We start from the raw sequence: 21,010 nt of genomic DNA on the forward strand, positions 1-21,010 counted from the left end.
GTTAGTATGTTGATTATCCAGAGATAGTATCACTCAACACGGTCAATATGCTTGAGATTTGCGGAACAATTTATCAACAACAGATACTAACACTATAGAGAGCCGTGATTGAGCACCACAGCGAGCTTGTACTGCGGTGCACAATGACGCCCTTTTTGCTAAGGTGTTGGTGAATTCAAACAAGGTGATGATATGCAAATTCGGACGGGCAAGGTAACGGATATTCGCGCGATTTTAGCGCTCTCTGGACAGATTAATCGCCAGCATCATCTCGGTGCTCCGATGGTATTTGCTCCCTGTTCATTGGGCTTTGCTGACAGTGAAGAGTATTGGTTGGGCTTGATGATCGATCCTGTTGGAACTTTTTTAGTTGCCGTTGATGATCAGCAAGTGGTTGGCTTTTTGGTGGGCAAGGTGACTCAGAATAAGGGCGTGAGTTTTATCAAGTCACATAAAGTGGCCAGAGTGAATACGATTGTGGTTAACGATCAGGTTCAGGGCCGAGGTATCGGTAAATCGTTAATGAAGTCATTCAATCAATGGGCTCAAGCGAGAGGCGCGGTAGAACTTCGCTTAGAGGTGATGGAGTTTAATCAGCAGGCTCAAGGTTTTTATGAATCATTGGGGATGGAAACTCAGTCACGAACGATGTCGATGAGTTTTGAGGGGAGGTAGGGTGCGTCTATTTTGGGTTTTATCGATGTGGTTGTTTTCGGCCTTGTTCGCTTATGCCGATAAGCTCGTCGTCGAGAAAATCGTATCTGATGCGACCGCTATCGAAAGCATTGTGCTCGAGTCTGCCCCTTCCTCTTCTCGTCATGAAGCCGTTGCGATTAATGATCCTATGTCAGCGGCAAGCCTAACTTCAAAGCATGTCGTCGTTGAGGGTGATACCGCGATTGAAGGAGATTCCAATCCAGAAGTGGCTCAGCTTTCTCAACGTCCAACCCAACAGCCTCAGCGACCCTCTCAAGGCTCGTCCATACAGCCGTTTATCGAGTCCAATGCCTTCTCTGATCTCGAGCCATCTCGACAAGTTGTGACCTTAGTCAAAGTCGATAAGTCGAAACGTAGAATGTATCTGCTCAAAGGGGATGAAGTCATTCAGGAGTATCGGATTGCGCTAGGTAAGGAGCCCAAAGGACATAAGCGTTTTGAAGGGGATAAACGCACGCCTGAGGGTAAATATCGGCTCGACTATATTATGGAAGAGTCGGAATTCTATCGCTCAGTGCACATCGATTACCCGCGCCCTTCAGATAAGCGTTGGGCTGAAAAAAATAAGGTTGACCCTGGAGGTAATATTAAAGTGCACGGTATTAGAAATGGTGAGTGGCGCTCACCTGACTTTATTCAAAGTTTTGACTGGACAGATGGCTGTATCGCTTTAACCAATCAGGATATGGATGAGTTCATCGAGTTGGTCAAAATGGGGACCCCTATCCACATCGAGTGGTAGGCGGTGATCCTTTACCTCGAGTCACATCATACCTGAATCACGATTGAATCGGCTTTCCAATGCGGTGTTTCGTGTGAAGTCGCCGGATAGGGAAGTGCTTGCTAGAGCCCGTCAATTGAGCCAAGTGAGTAGTTGGATACGCTACTCACTGTTGTTTTCTGGCGAGTTTAAAAATCTCTCAGCGCTGAATTTACGCTATGTTTTAAAGCATGTTCTGACACCATAAGTTGATCAGTTGATCAGTTGATCAGTTGATCGCGTTAAATTGATGTGGGATATCCGTGAAAATCGCATTAACGTTTGCGAGGAATTTGAAGTGATCTGGATCGTTGACGGTGAAGCACCATGTTTGAATATTGGCTTCGTTGAGGGTATCAAGGTCACTCTGATTCACGTGTTTGTAGTTCATGTGACAGCTGAACGCTTTAACTTGATCAATCAGCATGAGATCGGCTTGAGTCAGTTGCTCTGTGATCACCCCAACGCGATATCTAGGTAGGTGGTGAGCCATTTCTACGACGGCCTGATGATGGAAGCTTGATAATAAAATCCGATCAGTATCCAGATTTGAACGGATCAATTCGGTATGCAGAAGATCCACCACATGCGGTGCTTGCTGTCGGCTATCGACTTTGATCTCAAGGTTAACGCTGAGATCATGCAGCTCAACAAGCGTGAGTAATTCCTCAAGCGTCAGTATTTTTTCTCCAGCGAATTGCTCAGATTTCCAACGGCCAAAATCAAGTTGACGCAATTCGGCAAGGGTATGCTCATCGACACGACCCTTGCCATTACTGCAGCGCTCAAGGGTGTGATCGTGACAGACCACAAGTTGATCATCCAATGTGGTTTGGATATCCACTTCAATCCATTTCAAGCCCAACTTAGCGGCTTGTTCAATGCTTGCTTTGGTGTTTTCTGGGTGAGTGCCTGCTACACCTCGATGACCTACGATGATAGATGACATAATTAATCCTTCTTAAAGACGCATCGTAAAAACGCATTAAATCTCAGTGTACTTGATTAAGCGAGAGTCGTCGTTAGGCTTGTCGCCTCTTTATCGGTGCCAGTGATTATCCGAATAGTAGGTAATTATTGACCACTCAAACAGAAACGCCACCGATCATTCGACTTGGTGGCGTTGTTGGTTGCTCATCATTCATTGCGCAATTCAATATTCAGATCAGCTCTCTAGGCTATTTGCCATTTTGTTGGCCATTTTTCTGAACTGATCTAACTCGTCGTCACCCATACCTTTGGTCATTTTGTTTAGCATCTGTCGGTCAATGCTCGATACTTTGCTCATCACTTCTTCACCTTTATCGGTCAGAACCAGCAATTGGCTGCGTTTATCTTCTGGATTCGGAGATTTCTTCACAAGTTCTTGGCTTATCAGTGCGTTAACTAATCGAGTTACCTGTGCTTTATCGCGGTTGAGGAAGTGGGCAATATCAATCGAGGTACATGGTGATTTGAAGGTGATGATCTTCATGACCCGGATGTGCATTGGTGTCATTTCAGAGTCCAAACTCTCGAGTTGCTCGCTCATGTGACGCTTTATAGAGTGCACCAAACGAAAGATAGATTCTAGCGATGTGTTATCAGACATAAACGGTCCTTAAAAATGTAGTTGACAATATCAACCAGTGTTTCTATAGTTGACATTATCAACTTAATTGTTCCTAAATTCAAGGCAGGAAATAGATATGACGATTCAAGCAACACAAACGCCAGCTCTTCCTGAGCAAAAAGGTACCCCTATACAGCACAAAGCGCTGGTTATGATGGGCTTAATGCTGACAATTGGTGGCAGCTTAACAGCAGTCATGACCTATATGAATGTTGGCTTCGGTGAGGCATTTATCAGTCGTTGGCTATCATCGTTAGCCCTTGCTGTTGTGATCATGATGCCGATCGGCACACTAGCGATGGCGTTGGTCACTCAAATTGTGACTAAGGCACTGCCTAATTATGGTGAGAAAGCTCGCAATTTAATCGTGGGATTGATTATGGCTTTTGTTATGGAGTCACTCATGGCATTTGTCACAGCGGCAAATAATATTGGGTTTTCAGATCTCTCTGCATTTACCAGTGGATGGTTTAATGGGTTTGTTGCCGCGCTTCCTGTTGGCCTTACGATCATGATCGTGATGTCGATGACTGTTAAACCTAAGCTCGAACGATTTATGAAGAGTTAGCCACACATTTTTTAATCTTGTAGGAGATTCACATGAAAGCATTTACAGGTAAGCACAACCACTATCGTATCACTATTGAAGAAGTGAGCATCAAAGAAGACCGTGAACTTCAAGCCATGCAGTTTGAGATTGAAGACCGAGAAAATATGTTCGAGATTGTTGATAAGATCAAACAAGACAGTGGTTTAGACGAGCAATCAGCAGCGCGATTGGGCGTTAGTATTCGTCTATTAGGGCCATTGATGATGGAAGATAGAAAGCATCCTCTGTTTGTTGATTTTATGCCTCACTTCAGAAACTTTATGCAAAATCTGAAGAAGACTCTAAAAGGTCACTAATACAAAAGCCAGTAATGTATTTACTGGCTTTTGTCGTTCTAAGCGTCATTTTAGTTTCACTAAATCAACCCGCTTGTTACCGCTTTCACCACGTAATTCTCTATTCAACCTTCAAAAAATCCGATATTATATTGACCATAATTTAAAGGTGGTATTATATGACAAATAAATTTAAGCAAGCAGCTGAAGAGCTACTGAGTCGTCGCGTTGCGGGAACCAAAGCACCAAGACTCGACGAACAGTACCGTCCAACAAGCCTAGAAGATGCATTGGCGATCCAAGCATCAATGATCGAGCTTCAAAGCGATAACGTTGGCGGCTGGAAATGCCTATTACCCCCTGCTGAGGACAAGGTTGTTGTTGCGCCTATCTTTACTGGTAGCGTTCAGCAAGGTGAAGTTTGTGAACTGTTTGCTGATAACGGCGTTGTACGCGTAGAGCCTGAAATTGCATTTACACTGGCTAAGAGCCTACCTGCTAACCCAGAAGGTTACAGCGAAGAGCAAATCAACGAAGCGATTGGTTCTTGCCATATGGCACTTGAGCTCATGCAATCTCGTTTTGCTGATGACAGCGGCGCAGAGTTCTGTGAAAGATTGGCTGATGGTTTAGTCAACCAAGGCCTATTCATTGGTCCTGAAATTGATCGCGAAAAAGCGTTCACTTCTGCTGAGATCAACGTTGAAGTGACTCAAGGCGAACAAGTTCAAGCATTCGATGGTAAGCACCCGAATACGTTACCACCAAGCCCTATTTATTGGCTGATTAACTTCATGACTCGTCGTGGTGTTGATTTCCAAGCGGGCGAAGCGATCATCACTGGTTCTTACTGCGGTATCGTTGAAGTAGCGTTCGATACAGTAACGACGTTCCATTACGAAGGCATCGGCGAATACCAAGTGACGTTTAATCACAAACGCTAAGTTCGTTAGATTCGTTATCTGCTATTAAAAGGCAGCTTACCCAAGGGTAAGCTGCCTTTTTCGTTTTTAGCTACTGTTTTTAAATTTTTGACTACCTTTGGCTATCAAGCTCACTCACGGTGGGATTGATAGCCAAAGTGAAGGGCGCTAATTGAGCTTGCTAGTCACATACTCTCGATTTCTGACCATCAGCCACATTGCGCCACCTAGAACACCTACCGACAACTGGATGAAACCTAGGTTTTCAATCAGTGAGTCTGGGCGTATTGAAACCAAAACCATACCCAATGAGCCGCAAATCATACTGAAGAATTGAATCAGGGCAACGGCGGAGCCCGTGTCATGATCTTGTTGATCCAGCATTAAGTTAGTACCGGGTACTCGCATAATAATAGCCATTAACGTTGCAGGCGCTGCGATCAATGCGAAGAGCCAAGGCGACATATCACCCACGGTTAGGGTAAATATTCCGGCGATCGCCAGCAGAGTAAAACAGCCAGAAATGATCTTTTGAACCGATATTTTATAAGATAACTTCATGTAAATTGTTGGCCCAAATGAGGCAAACATCGCGTTGAAGGCGAAAGCGTAGCTAAATTGTTGTTCGGTTAATCCAAAGTCATTGATGTAGATATAAGAGCCAGCCGCGAGAAAGCCCATTAATGCCATTGGAGTGATAGAGAAAATGACCAATAGCTTTACGAATGAACGATTTTTCATGACGACGGCCAGTCTTCCCCATGAACGGAAAATAGAGCCTTGGTACTTGCTCTCAAGAGTCTCTCGATAGCAGAAGGCCAATACAGAGGCGAATGCACCAAACACCGCAAGGGTGACAAACATCATTCTCCAAGAAGCAATTTTTAATAAGAAAGCCCCAAAGACAGGCGCAACCATAGGTGCGATGATCACCAGTGACATTATCGTCGCCATGATCTTTTCGCGCTCTCGGCCGCTGTAAAGGTCTTTCACAATAGCGGTGGCGATAACGGTGATGGCGCTGCCAGCAAAGGCTTGGAAAATACGCGCTCCAATCAACTGTTCAATAGTATTGGTCATCGCACATACAATACTGGCTACCATATAACTGGCTAATCCAATCAGTAGGATAGGCTTACGGCCAAATTTTTCGCTAAGTGGTCCCCAGAACAAAAGGCCGATAGCGTAAGTCACAAAGTAGCTACTCAACGTTAGGTTGACCATCGACTGATCAGTATTAAATACCTCAACCATTTGTGGCAGGGCGGGCAAATAGAGATCGATGGTGAGTGGGGGGAAAGCACTGATTATGACGAGGAAAAATAGCATACCGGTTTTGCCCAGTACTGGTTGTGGTTGCTTCAAGGTCTATTCCTGTTATCTAAGAGATATTTCTAATGGATGCGATGTTGGTTTACAGAAGGTTCAAGGTACGTCAGACCTCAAGGGAGGGTCTGCTCAGCAACTTTGCAAAAGGCACTATGAGTTGGCCTTAGTACTGAATTGTATTACAAATATTATCACTCTATTTGTTGAACAGTTCAATCAGTCAGTGGCAAGGGTACTGTGTTACAGCGCCTTGTTCGCGAGTTATCTTGTCTTTGGGCGTTTTTCGACTAAACCATTACGCTCCAGACCACGTCGAACGCTGCTGCACAGTTTACCAAAGCGGCGTAGTTCCTCGAAGTTGGGTCCTTGGCCTATGGAAATGCTGTGCTCCCAATACATTAATTCACTGTCGACCATCTCTAATAGCTTTTTAGAGCAGCCAGCACAGTTGCCCTTTGGCCCACAGATAAACGTTTCTGATTCGTAAAGTGGGAGCTCGTTTTTAACCTCTTCGATGAGGTTCAACATGGCCGAATTCAAATCAGGCTTTCTTGTTGTGAGAGGTTTCACGTTAGGTACTGGTTGAGCCGTTTGTGTATTTGCTTGTAAGTTCAAAGCAGCTGATGACATATCAAAGGCCTCAAAGAAAGAAGAAGAGGAGCATGCTACTCTTCACGCATAAGGGATCCTTGATGTAGTACAATAAGTGTGGATATATACCCAAAAGAGGTAAGTAAAATCGGGGATAAAACCATCGTTGATACTGAGGTGTTTGATCAAGGGTAGGAGCCACCATTTGTGGTGAACTCCTAACGGATGATTGCATTGGTAAAACAGGGTTATCGAAGCTTAAAATTCAGCGTCGAACTGGAATTCCATCCACTCTTTGGTCACTGGGTGATGCAGCGCCAGCCTTTCAGCGTGCAAATGCAGTCGGTCAGCTTTATTGCCATACAGCCCGTCACCTACGATAGGCATATTGAGCCCTTCTTCGTGTGAACAGTGAACGCGTAATTGGTGTGTACGGCCTGTTTTAGGGTGCAGGTAAACCTTAGTAGTTTGCTCGTTTCGCTCAATCACTTGCCATTTGGTTTCGGCAGGCTTGCCATGCTCAAAGCAGACGATCTGACGCGGACGGTCGTACAGATCGCCACGCAGTGGCAGTCGTACATAGCCTTCATTTTGCTCTAGAACGCCTTCAATTAATGCCACATAGCGCTTTTCTACTTCACGAGTAATGAACTGCTTCTGCAAGCTTTTGTTGGCACGTCGTGTGAGGGCAAATATCAGAATGCCAGAGGTTGCCATATCCAAACGGTGGATAACAAATGGCCCTTCAACGTCTGGGTGCATGGCTTGAACACGCGTGTAGGCGGAGTCTTTAATGGTTTTACCCGGCACCGATAAAAAGCCGGCAGGTTTGTGCACCACCACGATGTGCTCGTCTTGGAACAGAATATCTAGCTCTTTGCCTTCGGCTGGGTTTTCTAGCAATGGATTCGGATCCACCTCAAGGCCCTTCATCATATGGCCGAGGATAGGTACACATTTACTCTGGCAAGAGGCGTAGTATTTCTTGTGTTTGCGAATTTCCGACTTCGGTGAGCGGCCCCACCAAAACTCAGCCAGTGCCAGTGGCGTGTAACCGTTTAAATAGGCATATTGCAGTAATTTAGGTGCGGCACATTCGCCAGAGCCCGCTGGTGGCACTTTGTTCGGCGTGTTTTCAAAGATCTGGTTGAGATCTTCGGTATGCCCTTCAGCATTTTTGAATGCGTATTGTGAGAACAGTTTATGCTGAAGTTGATGAGAAAGGTGCGCTCTTTGCTCTTTTAGTTCAGCCAATTGGGTAGTGAAGGCATCAACCTTGATTTGCAACGCATTTAAGGTTTGCTCCCATTGGAGCTTAAGGTATTTCTGTTGATTCTTATCGGCAATACTCGCTTTGCTTAATGCTTGGTTAAGCTGCTCGAACGCTTGTTCATCAAGGTTAGCCTTGCCTTGTTCTCGTTGTTCTTTACGAACTTTACGGCCTTCAATAATCAATAAACGTTGCGCTTCAATTTCTTGTTCAGATTGTGCTTTCTGTTGTGCCAATTGGTCGCACAGCTCAAGATATTCGATGTTGCTTTGCAGTGCTTTAAACTCTGCGTTGACGGCCATCATATCAGCCGTTTCTTGACGGAAAAAACTGTCGCTGCTTAGCATGTCGAATACTGGCGGCACAAAGTAGGGCAGTAGGTTCTGGTCAGCGATTTTGCCTGAGAACGCAGAGAAGTAACCGATCTCACCTTGCGGGCTTTTCACCAACAACACACCAAACATCTTGCCACGGCCAGCGTCAGAATCTAACCCAAAGTCATGCTGCCAATCGGTTTGAGTTTCAAGATATTGTTGAAGTTGGTGAGAGGCGAGTTCACACAGTGGGTGGGGTTCATAATAGAACGGGAATGTGAAACGCTCAGGCAACGAATATGACTCGATCGGCTGTTGAAAGCGGGTGAAGCAATGCTCAGGTGTGTGGCTAGTGGCTGAGGCGTGCGTTGATTTTGATGAGTGCATATTGGCGTCTTAATACTTATATCGTGGTGATCAATGGCTGTGAGTCTACTGTGTATGTATAGAGACCTTAAACACAGTATAAGGCGGCGATTCTACTCTTTATCGAAAAGCGCCTCAAATAAGAAATAGCTCAACTATCCCAAACCAACATGCCGTTTATGATCACATCTGGCAATACTTTGTTGATCAGCCAACCAATCCGCTTTACCGAGTGAAAATAGATCATGAGCTAGGCGATCTTTAACTTTGTCCAATGAAATAGCCAGTTATTTATTCAAGGTGACGATCTGCTGGGTTTGCAACTTAATCACTATGATGTCGGAACATCGGTTATTTGATAATGACGTGTTGCGTTCTTGGATATTTCACCCCACTCAGAGGCTTTCACTCGACGCTGATGAGCCTCGAACGTCTGCCGATTCGTGAACTCTTCATAAACCTCGAAACGGTTAGGTTGCAGGGTACTTTGAGTCACTCGAAATGCGATACACCCAGGCTCTGAAAGCGTCAGCTTAGTGTGCACCACGAGAGCTTGTTCAACGGACTTTAGGTCGCTGGATGGCACGATAATATGCCCTTGTAGAATCACTTTACTCATTATTACATCCATTTAAATCTATTTGTTACAAGCTTTATGTATTCGAAGCTTTATCCATTATGAACATCATCTCATTTTGCTGTTGAGACGTACAGGTTGATGTGATGGCACAATATTCATATGCCATTTCTATGCTGATTTAGTTACGTGGTCACTTTAATGGGGGAGGAGTGGAACTAAATCAGCATCGGGCTTGTCTATCTATTAGGTCTACATGCCTAGGTATCATTGAACTGTATTGATACTGAAATGCGTTTGTCATCTGAGATAACTAACCTTAATTTTGAAGCAGGGTTGATGGCATTAAATTGAGCCATAGTTGATATGCAGGTCATATTTTGATGTAAATGGTACTAAGAACTCTTTAAATTTTGTGAAGTGCATCGTTGATTTGACAATAAAACCCCGTTAGATTCGAAGAGTTGGCAATAAAAATAGCTCAAGAAGAGCAGATAAATAAAAAGGATATACCCCTATGAAAAAAATGAGAAGAGCACAGCTTCATCGCGTTCGTATCCAATACTGGAAAGACACGGCAAAAGAAGCTTCAAAGAAATAAGCTTGATATCGTCAAAGCTTTAAAATTGAAAAACTTAATCAAATGTAAAACGTAATAAACCGATTTCAATAGTATTCTCAAGGACCTTTATCGGGTCGGTGACTAGAGAAATCATCCCAATGAGCTGACAGACATTAATAACAATGCAATCCAATGTCAGCTCACTAATACCCCTCTTAGATTCTCTTTGTTCGTTCAGTCTGTTAACCAAAAACCAAAACCCAAATTCATTAGTCTTTTTGTCGGTGTTTCTAGCTTGTACTCGCAAAAGCCTTGATAACAAAAAGCTCCCGATTTCTCAGGAGCTTTTTTTTCAGGAACAGTGACTTAGATTTGGATCGGTGACCTATTGACTCGCCTTGCTAGAGATAATGCTAACGCTGGAACAGAGTCTTCAAACTGGCATCGTCCGTTCGATTCAGCTTTAGGCTCAGTAGATAGCCGCCAACACCAATCAGTACGTAGATACCTAAAGATAAAGCTGGCGCTTCTGCAATCGCGCTGAACGGGTTGCTTGTTGTAAGCACCTTCATTGGCAGTGACGTGATGAGCGATAGGAAGTCGTTGATGCCATAGAACCCAAATACGGCGACAGAGAGGAACTTAATCGCATAACTTGAGATAAAAATGACAAATAATGGCGAGTTAACGAGCTGAGAAATCGCCAGTGTCACCGTTGCCAGAGGTAATAAAACCAGCGCAACCAGCATCATTCGACCAAAGAATACAATCCAATTACTTAAAACATAGAGCAGTGATTGTTGATCCACGAACAACGGCAATGGTTGTTCGCTAGACAGGTTCAGTATCCAAAATAACAAATCGGCAAATAGAACCAACAGAGCACAGATAGCCGGAATAATTACCAAGCCAAAGCCTAGTTTCACACCATGAGTCATGGCGTTGGAGACGGGCATACTTCTCCAAAACATCGAGCTGCCTTCTTGGCGCTCTTTACGCAGTGTTTTGGGAATGTAGAGTGTCGAAAGTAGCAGCGAAATAAGACCTGCCCCAAAGTAGATCACAGAGTTGAGATCTTGTGAGAATGCTTGGTGAATGTCACTGGCATCCCCGTTCACTTCCATTTGGAAGAAGAACTCATGCTGCGCCGAACCATTGAAGAACAAGCTTACGAACAGCAAGAAACCACACAACGCGACAAAGAGAGGTAATCGAGTGTTAATTTTGTGCTCGATAAGTTCTTTTTCTAGCATGTAAATACTTGGATGCATTATGCCTTCTCCGTCTGTGTTGTAAGGAATAGGTCTGCGAGACCAACCTTGTAGATATCGCCTAATGACGTTACCTGGGTTTTGTATTGGCCTTCCAGCAACCATCGAGTGGTACCTAACCCCGGTTGCGAGCTGAGGGGGTTAAGTGTTTGAATGTCGCCTGAATGGCGGTTTGGCGCATCGATAATGAAATAGTCGTTCTCTATCTCTTGCATGCTTTTCTGCAAAACAGAGCTGCCTTGTTTCAAAATCAGTACATCTGTTAACAGATGCTCGATCTCTGAAACTTCGTGGCTTGCAATGATCATGGTACGCTCACCATCATGGAACCACTCCAATAGGTGACGATAGAAGGTGTCGCGATACAGTAAATCTAGGCCTAGTGTTGGCTCATCTAAGATCAATACTTGAGTATCTGTTGCGGTGATGATCGCCAGGTGAACTTGCACCTTCATTCCTTTAGAAAGCTGCTTGATCTTCGAAGAGAGGCGAATGTTCGTGCTATTTAAGGTTTGCTCTGCTTTTTGCTTGTTGAAACTAGGGTGCACACCTTGGGTGTATCGAAGCAGTTGCTTAACGGTCATCCACTCGGGCAGCACGTTAACATCGGAAATATACGATAAGTGTTGCATCAGTTCTGCGTGCTGGTGGATAGGATGGTAGCCATTCACCTCAATCTCACCTTGATAGCTGTGTCCGCCAAGCAATGATTTGATTAGCGTCGATTTACCTGCGCCATTGTGACCGAGCAGTCCAAGCACTTGCCCTGGCTTTAACTCAAAGCTGATGTTTTCGACACCCACTTGATTTGAATAGGTTTTGGTTACGTTTTTCACGGAAAGTAAAGTACTCATGACTTGTCCTTTATATGTTGTGCTAGCTGTTTCACGAGTTCTTCGACACTCATATCAATAATGCTTAGTGTTTCAGCGATGGCTGGGATCTGTGTGTTGATGAATGATTGGTGTGCAGACTCTTTCAATTTTTGAAGTGCCCCTTCGGCTACATACATTCCTTGACCGCGTTTTTTCTCTACCAAGCCTTCATCCACCAATAATTGGTAGCTTTTCATGACGGTGAGGTGGTTGATCTTGAGATCGGCTGCAACCGTACGCACAGAGGGCAGAGCCTGTTGCTCTAGCCAAATCCCCTGAAGAATTTGATCACTGATCTTTACAGCAAGCTGCCTAAAGATCGGCTGGTCTTCTTTCCATTCGCTCATAATTACAATTGCATGGTGATATACATGTGTATAACACTAAACTTATTTGAGAGATAGGCAAGCTATTTTTATAAATTAGCTGAATGTTAAATTTTATGGTTTTGTGTTCGTTAAGTTGATGAGGTTATATTCTGTTCTGTGATGTTGAGCCGGTATGTTGCGCATTAATGATAAAAAGCTATGCATTAGTATTAGCAGCCTAGCTTGGTTTCTGGGTTCGTCCCTGACTGAAGCTATCACCATTGTCAAAAGGGCTAGCAAATTCTAAAAGAGTGTCCGGTTCTTTCTATATTCGCTAAAGCGGAGCCTTAATTCATACTCGATGCGAAATGATCAAGCACCAGAAACAGAAAAGCGATAGCCGAGGCTATCGCTTTTTTAATGGGGGCTTTCAGGAGATAAACATCAGTAAGAACTAAAGGTTAAGACCTAAAAATAGAAGCTAGTAGTGCTTTAAGATCTCGATGATCGCTTGCTCAGTTTCCGCTGCGATAATGGCATCAATGTCATCATCATTTTGGAACAGCTCTGATAGCGCCATAATCGTATGGATGTGGCTATCTGAGTCCATCGCCGCCAGAGTAATTGAAAGATAAACGTCACCGTTGTCTTCCGACTCTAAATCAACACCCTTCTTGAATACTGTCACTTGCAGTGATGCTTCGTTCACACCATCTTCAGGACGAGCATGAGGCATCGCAATCTTTGGTGCCAGAACATAGTACGCGCCGATGTCCTTGTGCTTTTGCTTGATAGCTTCAACATAGCTTGCTTCAATTTTGTTGCTCGCTAATAGTGTTGAACATGTCACATCAATCGCAGCATCAACCGTTAGGTTCTCTTCAGAGTTGATGATAACGCCTTGGTTACCAATTAAATCGAATAGGCTCATGAAACAATCCACCCCAGAATCAGACCAACTACACCGAAGTCGAAGTCAGCAAATGTTGTTGCTTCAAGACCAAGGCCACCTAGAACTGGAAGCAGTAGCATTGGTATGAAAGAGATACATAGACCTTGCGTGAATGAACCTAGAACTGCACCACGTAGACCACCGGTTGCATTACCGTAAACGCCTGCTGCACCACCTACGAAGAAGTGAGGAACAACGCCCGCTACAATGATTGTCCAGCCAAGACCACCTTGAACTGCCATTGCTAGTAGGCCAGCAGCGAAAGAACAAAGGAAACCGATAAGTACCGCGTTTGGCGCTACCGGGAATACCATTGGGCAGTCTAGAGCAGGTTTCGCACCCGGTACTAGCTTGTCAGAGATACCTTTAAATGCAGGAACAATTTCAGCAATCAGCATCTTTACACCTTGCAGTACGATGTAAACACCGCCGGCAAACACAAGAGACTGCATGAAGGTGAATACGACCCAGTTTTGACCATTTGAAACGGTTTCAACAAAGTCACCACCAGCAACAATAGAAGCAAACATGAAGAAGATTGCCATTGTCGTTGCTACTGCTACAGGTGTATCACGTAGGAACATTAGGCTCTTTGGTACGTTGATGTCTTCTGTTGATTTAGACGTGTCACCGAATTTGCTACCAATGTAACCAGAAACTAAGTATGAGAATGTAGAGAAGTGCCCCATCGCCAGTTGATCGGTACCCATCACTTTCTCTGTGTATTTTTGAGCAAGAGCAGGCATGATAACCATCAACGAACCCACAATGATCGAGCCGATCGCGACTAGAGCAGTGCCTTCAATGTTAGCTGTAGACAGGATTACTGCTACTAGCATAGACATGAACATTGTGTGGTGACCCGTTAAGAAAATATATTTTAAAGGTGTTAAACGAGCCAATAAAATATTCACAACGAATGCGAAAAACATAATAAGTGCCATTTCATATCCGAATGCTTCTTGTGCTAGTGCCACAATTGCTTCGTTATTTGGAATAACACCACTTACGCCGAATGCTTCAGTAAATACAACAGAGAAGTTATTTAGAGCGCCAACAAGAGCACCTGCACCAAAACCTAAAATTAGGAAACCCATTACGGTTTTAATGGTGCCTTTAAGAATGGTAGATATATCGGCTTTCTGAGCCACTAGGCCAATGAAAGCAATTAAACCTACCATGATCGCTGGCTCTTTTAATAAGCCGAGCATGAACTCGAAAAAGTTTTGCATAATTTTGACCTTACATGAAAGTTTTTAGTTGTTCTTCGATTGATGCTTTGTCAAAAATATTTTTAAGGCTGATGATGTTCTCTTTACCAGCGTCTTTTAGTTGGTTTGCAACGTCTGTCGCTGCTACCCAAATGTCGGCATTGCTTGATGCAGCAGATGATAGATCTTCGTGATCAACTTCTGCTTCAAAACCAATTTTCTTCGCGACTTCTTTCACTGCCATTTCCATCATTAGAGAAGTACCAAGGCCGTTACCGCAAACTACAAGAATCTTTTTCATAATATTTGTCTCAATTGGATTTTAGGGGTTGAGAAACTTCGTTCTCTTATTGTGTGAGAGCATAGTAATGGAAATATTCAGATTTCAATAAGATCTCCATCACAAAGCTAAAATGAGATTGTGATGGAGATCTCGTTAATTTGCAGTAAAGATCCAGAGTGAGACTTTGATCAAATTTAACTTTTTACTCGAATATGCAACGTATTTTATTGAGAAAGGAAGGCTTAATTAATTTTGATGCTAGAGTATAAATATTTAGAGGCTTTATTGCAGATAATGAGTAATTAATCGTATCGACCGTAGTCAGTAAGCATTTTCTTAAGCATGCTATTAACGTCTTTGGTCTTTTTATTTCTTTTAGTCAGTTGGCTAAGCGAGGTAGGTTTTGGCGAGGCAACATTTTCATTGTCGACGTCTTCAGTCTTATCTTTCATTTTTTGTACTGCAGGCAATAGCATTCTAATTTCTTCATTATTAGCATTGGTCAGTACAACAATATTTTCAGATTCAACTTGAGTAATGGTTAATATCCCGTGTTTAACCGATTCAACCTTTTCACCAATCATAATTGACTCAGGTGCAACAGAACGATCGGTAAGTTGACCTGTACGTAATTTCGCCGCACTGATAGCGCGGATATTTCCGGTGTTTTCAAACGCGACAATAACAGTGTAGGTATTATAATATTCAACTACTGTCACATAGCCGTGTCTATTTGTTTTGAATCTAGCTCCATTGTTCATGTCGTGCGGAGCTTCCATTTTCTTCACGTGTTTCCTCGCTTAGTTTCTATGGCTGTTATATCTAATCAGCTCGATTGGTATTTTATAGATATAATTTGGTGAGATATCTACAAAGTATATACGTATCTAAAGTTAAGATGAATCTTGAAGTCGTGGGAAATGAGGTAGAGCACAGAAAACTGCTAATAATCACACAGAATTAACCGAGAGATTACTCTCATACGCTTAAAGACTTAACATTCTAAGCCCAACCTCATACAGGTTGTTTACAGCTTTCGAAGCACGAAAATGACGACAAACAATGCATTGCGCCTAATTCTTAACCGCGCGATCATTTGCGTAAAAATACGCGATGAAAGTCTCATGTAACTGTCTATACTTCTCTTCCGGTTTTAAGCCGGTGCTTAGCCAATACAAGCCGTCACATGGATATGTGAATGACCCCACGGACCGGACCAGCTACGTTCCACTGCTTGTATAAGGTGATCTTTGCATGAACAACTCGTTGTTATATTCGCTAACTTTGTTTACTCCTTCATCGCGTAGCGTTTTGCTTGCGGTTCTTTGCCCTGTTCCTTTGCTGTCATGGCTGGTGGTATAGCATCGGTTGCCGGTAGCGTGCTGGGTGGTTATGCCGGATTAGGTGTTGAGCTTAAATACCTTATCGCAGCAAGCTTCATGGCGGCTCCAGGTATCCTGTTCATTAGGTGATGTATTTAGTGAGTAAAGGCTCACACGGAAGAGTAATAGAGCCAATGCCTTTTATCCGATATACTTGAATATCATCAGGTTGCGATTAATGGCATTCTGTTTCGATAAAGAATATTCTGTTTCGACTAAGAACATCCGGTTTCGGTTAAAACAATGGCAACCAAGCTCAAATTACTCAAGGGTCTCCTCATGAATTCGCGCGTTCTTATTGGTCTTATTGCCACCTTCATTGGCTTACTTGCGACGGTATATCTTATTGCTGGTGGTACTCAGTTTCCTATCTATCAGTGGCCAAAAGAGGCCTATCTTGGCTTAGTTTTTAGCATAGTGTGGGGGACTGGCGTAGCGGCATCCGTCGCGTATTTCTTCGCGGCATTGGTATTTGTCACGGTTGCAGTGGTTTGTTATGCGATCGGCTATAAGGTCGGTGGTCTTTCTTCAACGTCTAACGTGTAACACACTGAGGTGCATTGAATGAGACACATTGAATGAGGCGGATTTTTGAAGTGAGACGGATTTGAATGCATTGGCTCGACCGTTGGAAGGTATACCAATATCACCGCAAACAGACTAATCGCTCGAATGGCAACAAGGCTAAAGCTTTAGGGTGGCTCAGTGAAGAGAGCCAGTTGTGCCGCTTTGAGGTTATAGCACGCTCGGCCGACTTTGAGAGTAAGAGTGTTTTGGATTTGGGCTGTGGCTATGGCGAGCTGTTTGAGTTGCTCGACAGCATCTATCGTATTCAGTCTTATACAGGGGTTGATCAACACATAGGCTTTCTGAATAAGGCGAAGCAAAACTACCCAGAAATTCGCTGCAAGTTTCTATCGGGTGACATGAGCAAAATGAACCTGGAGTCGCACGACATTGTGATCGCGAGTGGTTCATTGAATTACCACTCTCGTGATTCTGATTATCTGGCAAACATGATTGGTCGTATGTATAAATTGGCGAATCAAACCGTGATTTTTAATCTTCTTAATTCAAGCCAATACCCTGCGCGCAATACCTTGATGAGTTACCCCCCTCAGGGCGTGTATCGCTTCTGTAAAACGCTTTGTGACGATGTTTCCTTGATCGAAGGCTACGCTGAAGGGGACTTTACTATAATTATGCACAAAGTCGCTTCAAGTGCCGATGCAAGTCTCAATACCGGGGGATGATTCACATAGTGGAAAACGAATGTGTTTCACCAACACTTCTTACTATCTTATGATTGCCTCTTGTACGATTGAAGTGATGAATAGCTCAATATTGGAGAGATAATCTAGTTTGGTATGGATTTTTAGTGACTTAGCGGCATACTGCAACAATAAATTAAATACAAGCCAGTATAAGGCAACATATCAAATCAAGCTTCAGAGGTTAGTGAATGCCAAGTCGTTCTAGCAAACAGTGGTCAGCCACATTACTGTTTATTCTATCTGCTTTAGTGGTAGTGAGCGCTGTCGAGTTTTTTCACGCCAAGCAATTAACCTTTTTGAAGAATGAATCCTATTCTGAAGCAAAAAAACACCTGTCTATTATTCGAGCAAGTATCGAATCTACTATCGTCTCAGAGCTCTATATATTAAACAGCTTTTCGACTTTTGTGACCATGAACCCGGATGGTAACCAGAAAGATTGGGAGCAAATTGCACAAAACATTATCCGAGATGGATCTCATATACGATTGATCGGTTTAGCGGAAAACGATGTGCTTAACTTTGTTTATCCAATGGCTGGGAATGAGCAGGTGCTTGGTACTGATTATCGTGACTTCCCTACTCAATGGGAGGCCGTTGAGATTGCTCGCAATATTGGTAACACGTTTGTCTCAGGTCCGTTGAAATTATTTCAAGGTGGGCAGGCTCTTATTGCAAGAACACCGATCTTTCTCGATCCTCCCTTTAATCGAGATTATTGGGGCGCTTCCAGTGCTGTGATTAACGTAGATGAGCTGTTCAACGATGTGGGTATTGGAAAAATTGCCAACCAATACGATCTCGCAATCCGTGGTGTAAACAGTTTGGGTAAGGATGGGGCTATCTTCTATGGTACTCAAAATGTTTTTGATAATGCATTTGCCACAGAGCAAGTGAGTTTTCCTTACGGTGGGTGGTATCTTGCACTTTCGGATAACGAGCATGTCTTGATGGATGTACCTTGGTATCGAATCCATGTCGTCAGGTTAGTGGGTTACAGCATCATGCTGGTGTTGGGTATTACTTTCATATTTATATATCGCTTGTACCGTATTGCAGATAGCCGCTCTATGCATGACGAGCTGACCATGTTGCCGAATCGCCGATATTTCATGTACAGCCTCAAGCAGGCATTTAAGACGACCCAAAAACAGAAAGCGAAAACCTTTGCCGTTGTCAATATTGATCTGGATGGGTTTAAAGCGATCAACGACACATATGGTCATGCTGCTGGTGATCAGGTTTTAGTCGAGTGTGCCAAGCGCATTAAGCATGAGTTACGCGTGTCTGATATTGTCGCAAGAATTGGTGGCGATGAGTTCTTGATTTTGCTACCCCGAATCATCGATGACCAACATGCCTCTTCGATTGTGGCTAAACTTAGAAGAGCGATATGTGCGACACCGGTTAACTATCAGGCGGATTCAATTTATCTGCGGATCAGTGTTGGCTGGATCATTCACAATAAGGATAAATACAATGATGTCGACGCTCTGTTGAAAGCGGCTGATGAAAAAATGTATCAACAGAAGCGGCAGGTTATCTAGACAGAATTGCAGTGGGGACTAGAATTTAGTTGCTGAATGTGGGGAAAAGCCTCAGAATACCGCGCTTTGCTCTATATCAATCTGATTGATCAGCAAAAGCTGCAGCAACGACTTCCTTAATACGTTGCTCATACTAAATGTTATTCAACTGAGAAAATAATCTATGAGTTTTACCTCCCTTGGCCTTTCTGAACCTATCCTTAAAGCTATTGAAGCACAAGGTTACGATAAGCCATCACCAATCCAAGAGAAAGCCGTACCTGCTGTCCTAACGGGCAAAGATGTCATGGCCGCTGCTCAAACAGGTACAGGTAAAACTGCAGGCTTCACGCTACCTATTCTTGAAATGCTATCAAACGGCCCTCGTGTCCGTCAGAATCAGGTTCGTGCGTTAGTGCTAACGCCAACTCGTGAGCTTGCTGCGCAAGTGAATGCTAGCGTAGTGAAGTATGGTATTAATTTACCTCTGACTTCTACGGTTGTGTTTGGTGGCGTAAAAATTAATCCTCAGATGCAAAAACTGCGTAAAGGCAGTGATGTGCTGGTGGCAACACCGGGTCGTCTACTTGACCTATACAACCAAAATGCTGTGCGTTTTGATCAGTTAGAGATTCTAGTATTAGACGAAGCGGACCGCATGCTAGACATGGGTTTCATCCGCGATATTCGTAAGATCTTGGCTTTCTTGCCTAAGAAACGTCAGAATTTGCTGTTTTCGGCAACGTTCTCAGATGATATTCGCAGCTTAGCGAAAGGCCTAGTGAACAGTCCGGTAGAAATCTCAGTCAGCCCAGCAAACTCGACAGCGAAGACCGTTGAGCAAAGCATCTACCCAGTAGATAAAAAGAAAAAGAGTCCGATGCTTGCCAAGCTAATCAAAGACAATGATTGGCGACAAGTGCTGGTATTTAGCAAAACCAAGCACGGTGCAAACAAGCTTGCTCGCTTCCTTGAAGAGCAAGATATTACGGCAGCGCCAATTCATGGCAACAAGAGCCAAGGTGCACGTACTAAGGCCTTAGAGAACTTTAAAACAGGTAAGGTACGAGTGTTGGTAGCAACGGATATCGCCGCTCGTGGTATCGATATTCCGCAACTTCCACAAGTGGTTAACTTCGATCTTCCCCATGTATCGGAAGACTATGTACACCGTATCGGTCGTACTGGCCGTGCAGGTGAAGTCGGTAAAGCGATTTCATTGGTTTGTGCTGATGAAGTGGGTGAGCTGTTTGGTATTGAGCGTTTAATTCAACAAGTGTTAGAGAGACGTGAGCTTGAAGGTTTCTCGCCAGTCAATAAGCTCCCGGAATCTCGCTTAGATTCACGCCCAATCAAGCCTAAGAAGCCGAAGAAAGCAAAACAGCCACGTGAGCATGCCGATGGTCAACGTTCTGGTGATAACGCTCGTGGGCATAAGCCAGCAGGTAAGAACAAGCGTCATGTCGCAGGTAATGGCTCTGCACCCAAGCGTAAGCCTACGTCTGGTAACAAACCTGCAGAAAACAGTTCATCAGCAGCAGGTGACAATAAGCCTGTAAGAAACAGCGGGAATAACTTTAAGCGCGGCAATGCGGGCAGCAAGCCTGCAGCGAATGCTTCAAATTCTCAAAATACTCAGCGCAAGCCAAGTGGTGCGGGTAAAGGTAATGCTTCAAATAAGCCGGTAGGAAGCAAGCCTTCAACGAATAAACCCTCGAGAAACCGCTCTAAGCCAGCACCTCAAAAATAAGACTTTCGAGGTTGGTTATTAATTATTAAGTAGATGGGCTGATTATTAATTATATGGGTTGAGTGTTAAACAGACGGATTGATACCATCGCTTGGTAGAAGCTAGGTAACGAAAGCCACTTCCTAGGAAGGCTTTCGTTGCAGCGTGACTTTTTCAATCGGACTCAAATAAACGCGAATATATGTTTTTCTCTTTCTAGGGCGTGTTGATCTTTGCTGTACATTCCGTGTTCAACAATACATCGGTAGCCACATCAACATGAATGCCAGCGA

Annotated in this window: 22 protein-coding genes and 1 pseudogene; 10 read left to right on the forward strand and 13 right to left on the reverse strand. The window is 43.8% G+C overall.

Annotation, left to right across the window (positions count from 1 at the left end; translation table 11 throughout):
- Positions 1 to 192 precede the first annotated feature (192 nt).
- Both Q1A70_RS10325 and Q1A70_RS10330 read left to right on the forward strand, forming a co-directional pair.
- Positions 193 to 675 (forward strand): GNAT family N-acetyltransferase, encoded by a 483-nt coding sequence (locus tag Q1A70_RS10325; RefSeq protein ID WP_299690349.1) that lies wholly within the window; start codon positions 193 to 195, stop codon positions 673 to 675.
- Position 676: 1 nt separating this feature from the next.
- Positions 677 to 1,459 (forward strand): L,D-transpeptidase family protein, encoded by a 783-nt coding sequence (locus Q1A70_RS10330; protein ID WP_299690352.1) that lies wholly within the window; start codon positions 677 to 679, stop codon positions 1,457 to 1,459.
- A 247-nt stretch (positions 1,460 to 1,706) separates the two neighbouring features.
- On the opposite strand, the gene Q1A70_RS10335 is transcribed toward Q1A70_RS10330, so the two are convergent.
- Both Q1A70_RS10335 and Q1A70_RS10340 read right to left on the reverse strand, forming a co-directional pair.
- Positions 1,707 to 2,426 carry a glycerophosphodiester phosphodiesterase family protein gene (locus Q1A70_RS10335; protein ID WP_299690355.1) on the reverse strand — a complete coding sequence of 240 codons (720 nt, stop codon included), beginning with the start codon at positions 2,424 to 2,426 and terminating at the stop codon, positions 1,707 to 1,709.
- A 216-nt stretch (positions 2,427 to 2,642) separates the two neighbouring features.
- Positions 2,643 to 3,068 carry a MarR family winged helix-turn-helix transcriptional regulator gene (locus Q1A70_RS10340; RefSeq protein ID WP_299690358.1) on the reverse strand — a complete coding sequence of 142 codons (426 nt, stop codon included), beginning with the start codon at positions 3,066 to 3,068 and terminating at the stop codon, positions 2,643 to 2,645.
- A 97-nt stretch (positions 3,069 to 3,165) separates the two neighbouring features.
- Here Q1A70_RS10340 and Q1A70_RS10345 point away from each other — a divergent pair, with 97 nt between their 5' ends.
- The 3 genes from Q1A70_RS10345 to Q1A70_RS10355 all read left to right on the forward strand — a co-directional run bounded on the left by Q1A70_RS10345 (position 3,166) and on the right by Q1A70_RS10355 (position 4,918).
- Positions 3,166 to 3,657 (forward strand): DUF2798 domain-containing protein, encoded by a 492-nt coding sequence (locus Q1A70_RS10345; RefSeq protein ID WP_299690360.1) that lies wholly within the window; start codon positions 3,166 to 3,168, stop codon positions 3,655 to 3,657.
- A 32-nt stretch (positions 3,658 to 3,689) separates the two neighbouring features.
- Positions 3,690 to 3,995, forward strand: coding sequence for a DUF3861 domain-containing protein (locus Q1A70_RS10350; RefSeq protein ID WP_299690362.1), 306 nt, complete (start codon positions 3,690 to 3,692; stop codon positions 3,993 to 3,995).
- Between the two features lie 158 nt (positions 3,996 to 4,153).
- Positions 4,154 to 4,918, forward strand: coding sequence for a hydratase (locus Q1A70_RS10355; RefSeq protein WP_299690364.1), 765 nt, complete (start codon positions 4,154 to 4,156; stop codon positions 4,916 to 4,918).
- 147 nt (positions 4,919 to 5,065) lie between these two features.
- On the opposite strand, the gene Q1A70_RS10360 is transcribed toward Q1A70_RS10355, so the two are convergent.
- The 11 genes from Q1A70_RS10360 to Q1A70_RS10410 form a co-directional block, all read right to left on the reverse strand.
- On the reverse strand, positions 5,066 to 6,226 hold the full coding sequence (locus Q1A70_RS10360; RefSeq protein WP_299690409.1) for a multidrug effflux MFS transporter: 1,161 nt from the start codon (positions 6,224 to 6,226) through the stop codon (positions 5,066 to 5,068).
- Between the two features lie 261 nt (positions 6,227 to 6,487).
- Positions 6,488 to 6,856, reverse strand: a complete 369-nt coding sequence (locus Q1A70_RS10365) for a hypothetical protein (protein WP_299690370.1) — start codon at positions 6,854 to 6,856, stop codon at positions 6,488 to 6,490.
- A gap of 219 nt (positions 6,857 to 7,075) precedes the next feature.
- Positions 7,076 to 8,788, reverse strand: coding sequence for an RluA family pseudouridine synthase (locus Q1A70_RS10370; RefSeq protein WP_299690375.1), 1,713 nt, complete (start codon positions 8,786 to 8,788; stop codon positions 7,076 to 7,078).
- Between the two features lie 310 nt (positions 8,789 to 9,098).
- Positions 9,099 to 9,386 (reverse strand): antibiotic biosynthesis monooxygenase, encoded by a 288-nt coding sequence (locus Q1A70_RS10375; RefSeq protein ID WP_299690378.1) that lies wholly within the window; start codon positions 9,384 to 9,386, stop codon positions 9,099 to 9,101.
- Positions 9,387 to 10,319: 933 nt separating this feature from the next.
- Positions 10,320 to 11,177, reverse strand: coding sequence for a hypothetical protein (locus Q1A70_RS10380; RefSeq protein WP_299690381.1), 858 nt, complete (start codon positions 11,175 to 11,177; stop codon positions 10,320 to 10,322).
- A complete protein-coding gene (locus tag Q1A70_RS10385; RefSeq protein WP_299690384.1) occupies positions 11,177 to 12,031 on the reverse strand; it encodes an ABC transporter ATP-binding protein in 855 nt (284 codons plus the stop codon). The genes Q1A70_RS10380 and Q1A70_RS10385 overlap by 1 nt, the downstream gene beginning before the upstream one ends.
- Positions 12,028 to 12,399, reverse strand: a complete 372-nt coding sequence (locus Q1A70_RS10390; RefSeq protein WP_299690387.1) for a GntR family transcriptional regulator — start codon at positions 12,397 to 12,399, stop codon at positions 12,028 to 12,030. Before Q1A70_RS10390 ends, Q1A70_RS10385 begins: the two co-directional genes overlap by 4 nt.
- Positions 12,400 to 12,841: 442 nt before the next feature.
- The gene (locus Q1A70_RS10395) at positions 12,842 to 13,291 is read right to left on the reverse strand and encodes a PTS sugar transporter subunit IIA (protein WP_299690389.1); all 450 of its coding nucleotides are present in this window, start codon (positions 13,289 to 13,291) and stop codon (positions 12,842 to 12,844) included.
- Complete coding sequence (locus Q1A70_RS10400) at positions 13,288 to 14,544, reverse strand: PTS ascorbate transporter subunit IIC (protein WP_299690391.1); 1,257 nt, start codon at positions 14,542 to 14,544, stop codon at positions 13,288 to 13,290. The genes Q1A70_RS10395 and Q1A70_RS10400 overlap by 4 nt, the downstream gene beginning before the upstream one ends.
- Positions 14,545 to 14,554: 10 nt before the next feature.
- Positions 14,555 to 14,824 (reverse strand): PTS sugar transporter subunit IIB, encoded by a 270-nt coding sequence (locus Q1A70_RS10405; RefSeq protein ID WP_017064872.1) that lies wholly within the window; start codon positions 14,822 to 14,824, stop codon positions 14,555 to 14,557.
- 284 nt (positions 14,825 to 15,108) lie between these two features.
- Positions 15,109 to 15,585 (reverse strand): hypothetical protein, encoded by a 477-nt coding sequence (locus Q1A70_RS10410; protein WP_059019036.1) that lies wholly within the window; start codon positions 15,583 to 15,585, stop codon positions 15,109 to 15,111.
- Positions 15,586 to 16,143: 558 nt separating this feature from the next.
- Here Q1A70_RS10410 and Q1A70_RS10415 point away from each other — a divergent pair.
- The 5 genes and pseudogenes from Q1A70_RS10415 to Q1A70_RS10435 all read left to right on the forward strand — a co-directional run.
- Positions 16,144 to 16,272 (forward strand): annotated as a pseudogene (locus tag Q1A70_RS10415) (NupC/NupG family nucleoside CNT transporter); the annotation flags it as partial.
- Between the two features lie 195 nt (positions 16,273 to 16,467).
- Entirely contained in the window at positions 16,468 to 16,734 is a 267-nt protein-coding gene (locus tag Q1A70_RS10420; protein WP_299690393.1) for a hypothetical protein, read from the forward strand.
- A gap of 65 nt (positions 16,735 to 16,799) precedes the next feature.
- Positions 16,800 to 17,441 (forward strand): class I SAM-dependent methyltransferase, encoded by a 642-nt coding sequence (locus Q1A70_RS10425; RefSeq protein ID WP_299690396.1) that lies wholly within the window; start codon positions 16,800 to 16,802, stop codon positions 17,439 to 17,441.
- A 209-nt stretch (positions 17,442 to 17,650) separates the two neighbouring features.
- Complete coding sequence (locus Q1A70_RS10430) at positions 17,651 to 19,009, forward strand: diguanylate cyclase (protein WP_299690401.1); 1,359 nt, start codon at positions 17,651 to 17,653, stop codon at positions 19,007 to 19,009.
- Between the two features lie 163 nt (positions 19,010 to 19,172).
- A complete protein-coding gene (locus Q1A70_RS10435; protein ID WP_299690407.1) occupies positions 19,173 to 20,738 on the forward strand; it encodes a DEAD/DEAH box helicase in 1,566 nt (521 codons plus the stop codon).
- The last annotated feature ends 272 nt before the right edge of the window (positions 20,739 to 21,010 follow it).

The sequence above is a fragment of the uncultured Vibrio sp. genome (assembly GCF_947488985.1).
Classification (GTDB): domain Bacteria; phylum Pseudomonadota; class Gammaproteobacteria; order Enterobacterales; family Vibrionaceae; genus Vibrio.

Bases quoted from the DNA above. Each gene is read 5' to 3' on its own strand.
- Q1A70_RS10390 (WP_299690387.1), bottom strand. From the start codon at position 12,399: ATGAGCGAATGGAAAGAAGACCAGCCGATCTTTAGGCAGCTTGCTGTA.
- Q1A70_RS10345 (WP_299690360.1), top strand. From the start codon at position 3,166: ATGACGATTCAAGCAACACAAACGCCAGCTCTTCCTGAGCAAAAAGGT.
- Q1A70_RS10355 (WP_299690364.1), top strand. From the start codon at position 4,154: ATGACAAATAAATTTAAGCAAGCAGCTGAAGAGCTACTGAGTCGTCGC.
- Q1A70_RS10385 (WP_299690384.1), bottom strand. From the start codon at position 12,031: ATGAGTACTTTACTTTCCGTGAAAAACGTAACCAAAACCTATTCAAAT.
- Q1A70_RS10430 (WP_299690401.1), top strand. From the start codon at position 17,651: ATGCCAAGTCGTTCTAGCAAACAGTGGTCAGCCACATTACTGTTTATT.
- Q1A70_RS10365 (WP_299690370.1), bottom strand. From the start codon at position 6,856: ATGTCATCAGCTGCTTTGAACTTACAAGCAAATACACAAACGGCTCAA.
- Q1A70_RS10360 (WP_299690409.1), bottom strand. From the start codon at position 6,226: ATGCTATTTTTCCTCGTCATAATCAGTGCTTTCCCCCCACTCACCATC.
- Q1A70_RS10410 (WP_059019036.1), bottom strand. From the start codon at position 15,585: ATGGAAGCTCCGCACGACATGAACAATGGAGCTAGATTCAAAACAAAT.
- Q1A70_RS10425 (WP_299690396.1), top strand. From the start codon at position 16,800: ATGCATTGGCTCGACCGTTGGAAGGTATACCAATATCACCGCAAACAG.
- Q1A70_RS10395 (WP_299690389.1), bottom strand. From the start codon at position 13,291: ATGAGCCTATTCGATTTAATTGGTAACCAAGGCGTTATCATCAACTCT.
- Q1A70_RS10325 (WP_299690349.1), top strand. From the start codon at position 193: ATGCAAATTCGGACGGGCAAGGTAACGGATATTCGCGCGATTTTAGCG.
- Q1A70_RS10380 (WP_299690381.1), bottom strand. From the start codon at position 11,177: ATGCATCCAAGTATTTACATGCTAGAAAAAGAACTTATCGAGCACAAA.
- Q1A70_RS10350 (WP_299690362.1), top strand. From the start codon at position 3,690: ATGAAAGCATTTACAGGTAAGCACAACCACTATCGTATCACTATTGAA.
- Q1A70_RS10400 (WP_299690391.1), bottom strand. From the start codon at position 14,544: ATGCAAAACTTTTTCGAGTTCATGCTCGGCTTATTAAAAGAGCCAGCG.
- Q1A70_RS10420 (WP_299690393.1), top strand. From the start codon at position 16,468: ATGAATTCGCGCGTTCTTATTGGTCTTATTGCCACCTTCATTGGCTTA.
- Q1A70_RS10335 (WP_299690355.1), bottom strand. From the start codon at position 2,426: ATGTCATCTATCATCGTAGGTCATCGAGGTGTAGCAGGCACTCACCCA.
- Q1A70_RS10370 (WP_299690375.1), bottom strand. From the start codon at position 8,788: ATGCACTCATCAAAATCAACGCACGCCTCAGCCACTAGCCACACACCT.
- Q1A70_RS10340 (WP_299690358.1), bottom strand. From the start codon at position 3,068: ATGTCTGATAACACATCGCTAGAATCTATCTTTCGTTTGGTGCACTCT.
- Q1A70_RS10375 (WP_299690378.1), bottom strand. From the start codon at position 9,386: ATGAGTAAAGTGATTCTACAAGGGCATATTATCGTGCCATCCAGCGAC.
- Q1A70_RS10435 (WP_299690407.1), top strand. From the start codon at position 19,173: ATGAGTTTTACCTCCCTTGGCCTTTCTGAACCTATCCTTAAAGCTATT.
- Q1A70_RS10405 (WP_017064872.1), bottom strand. From the start codon at position 14,824: ATGAAAAAGATTCTTGTAGTTTGCGGTAACGGCCTTGGTACTTCTCTA.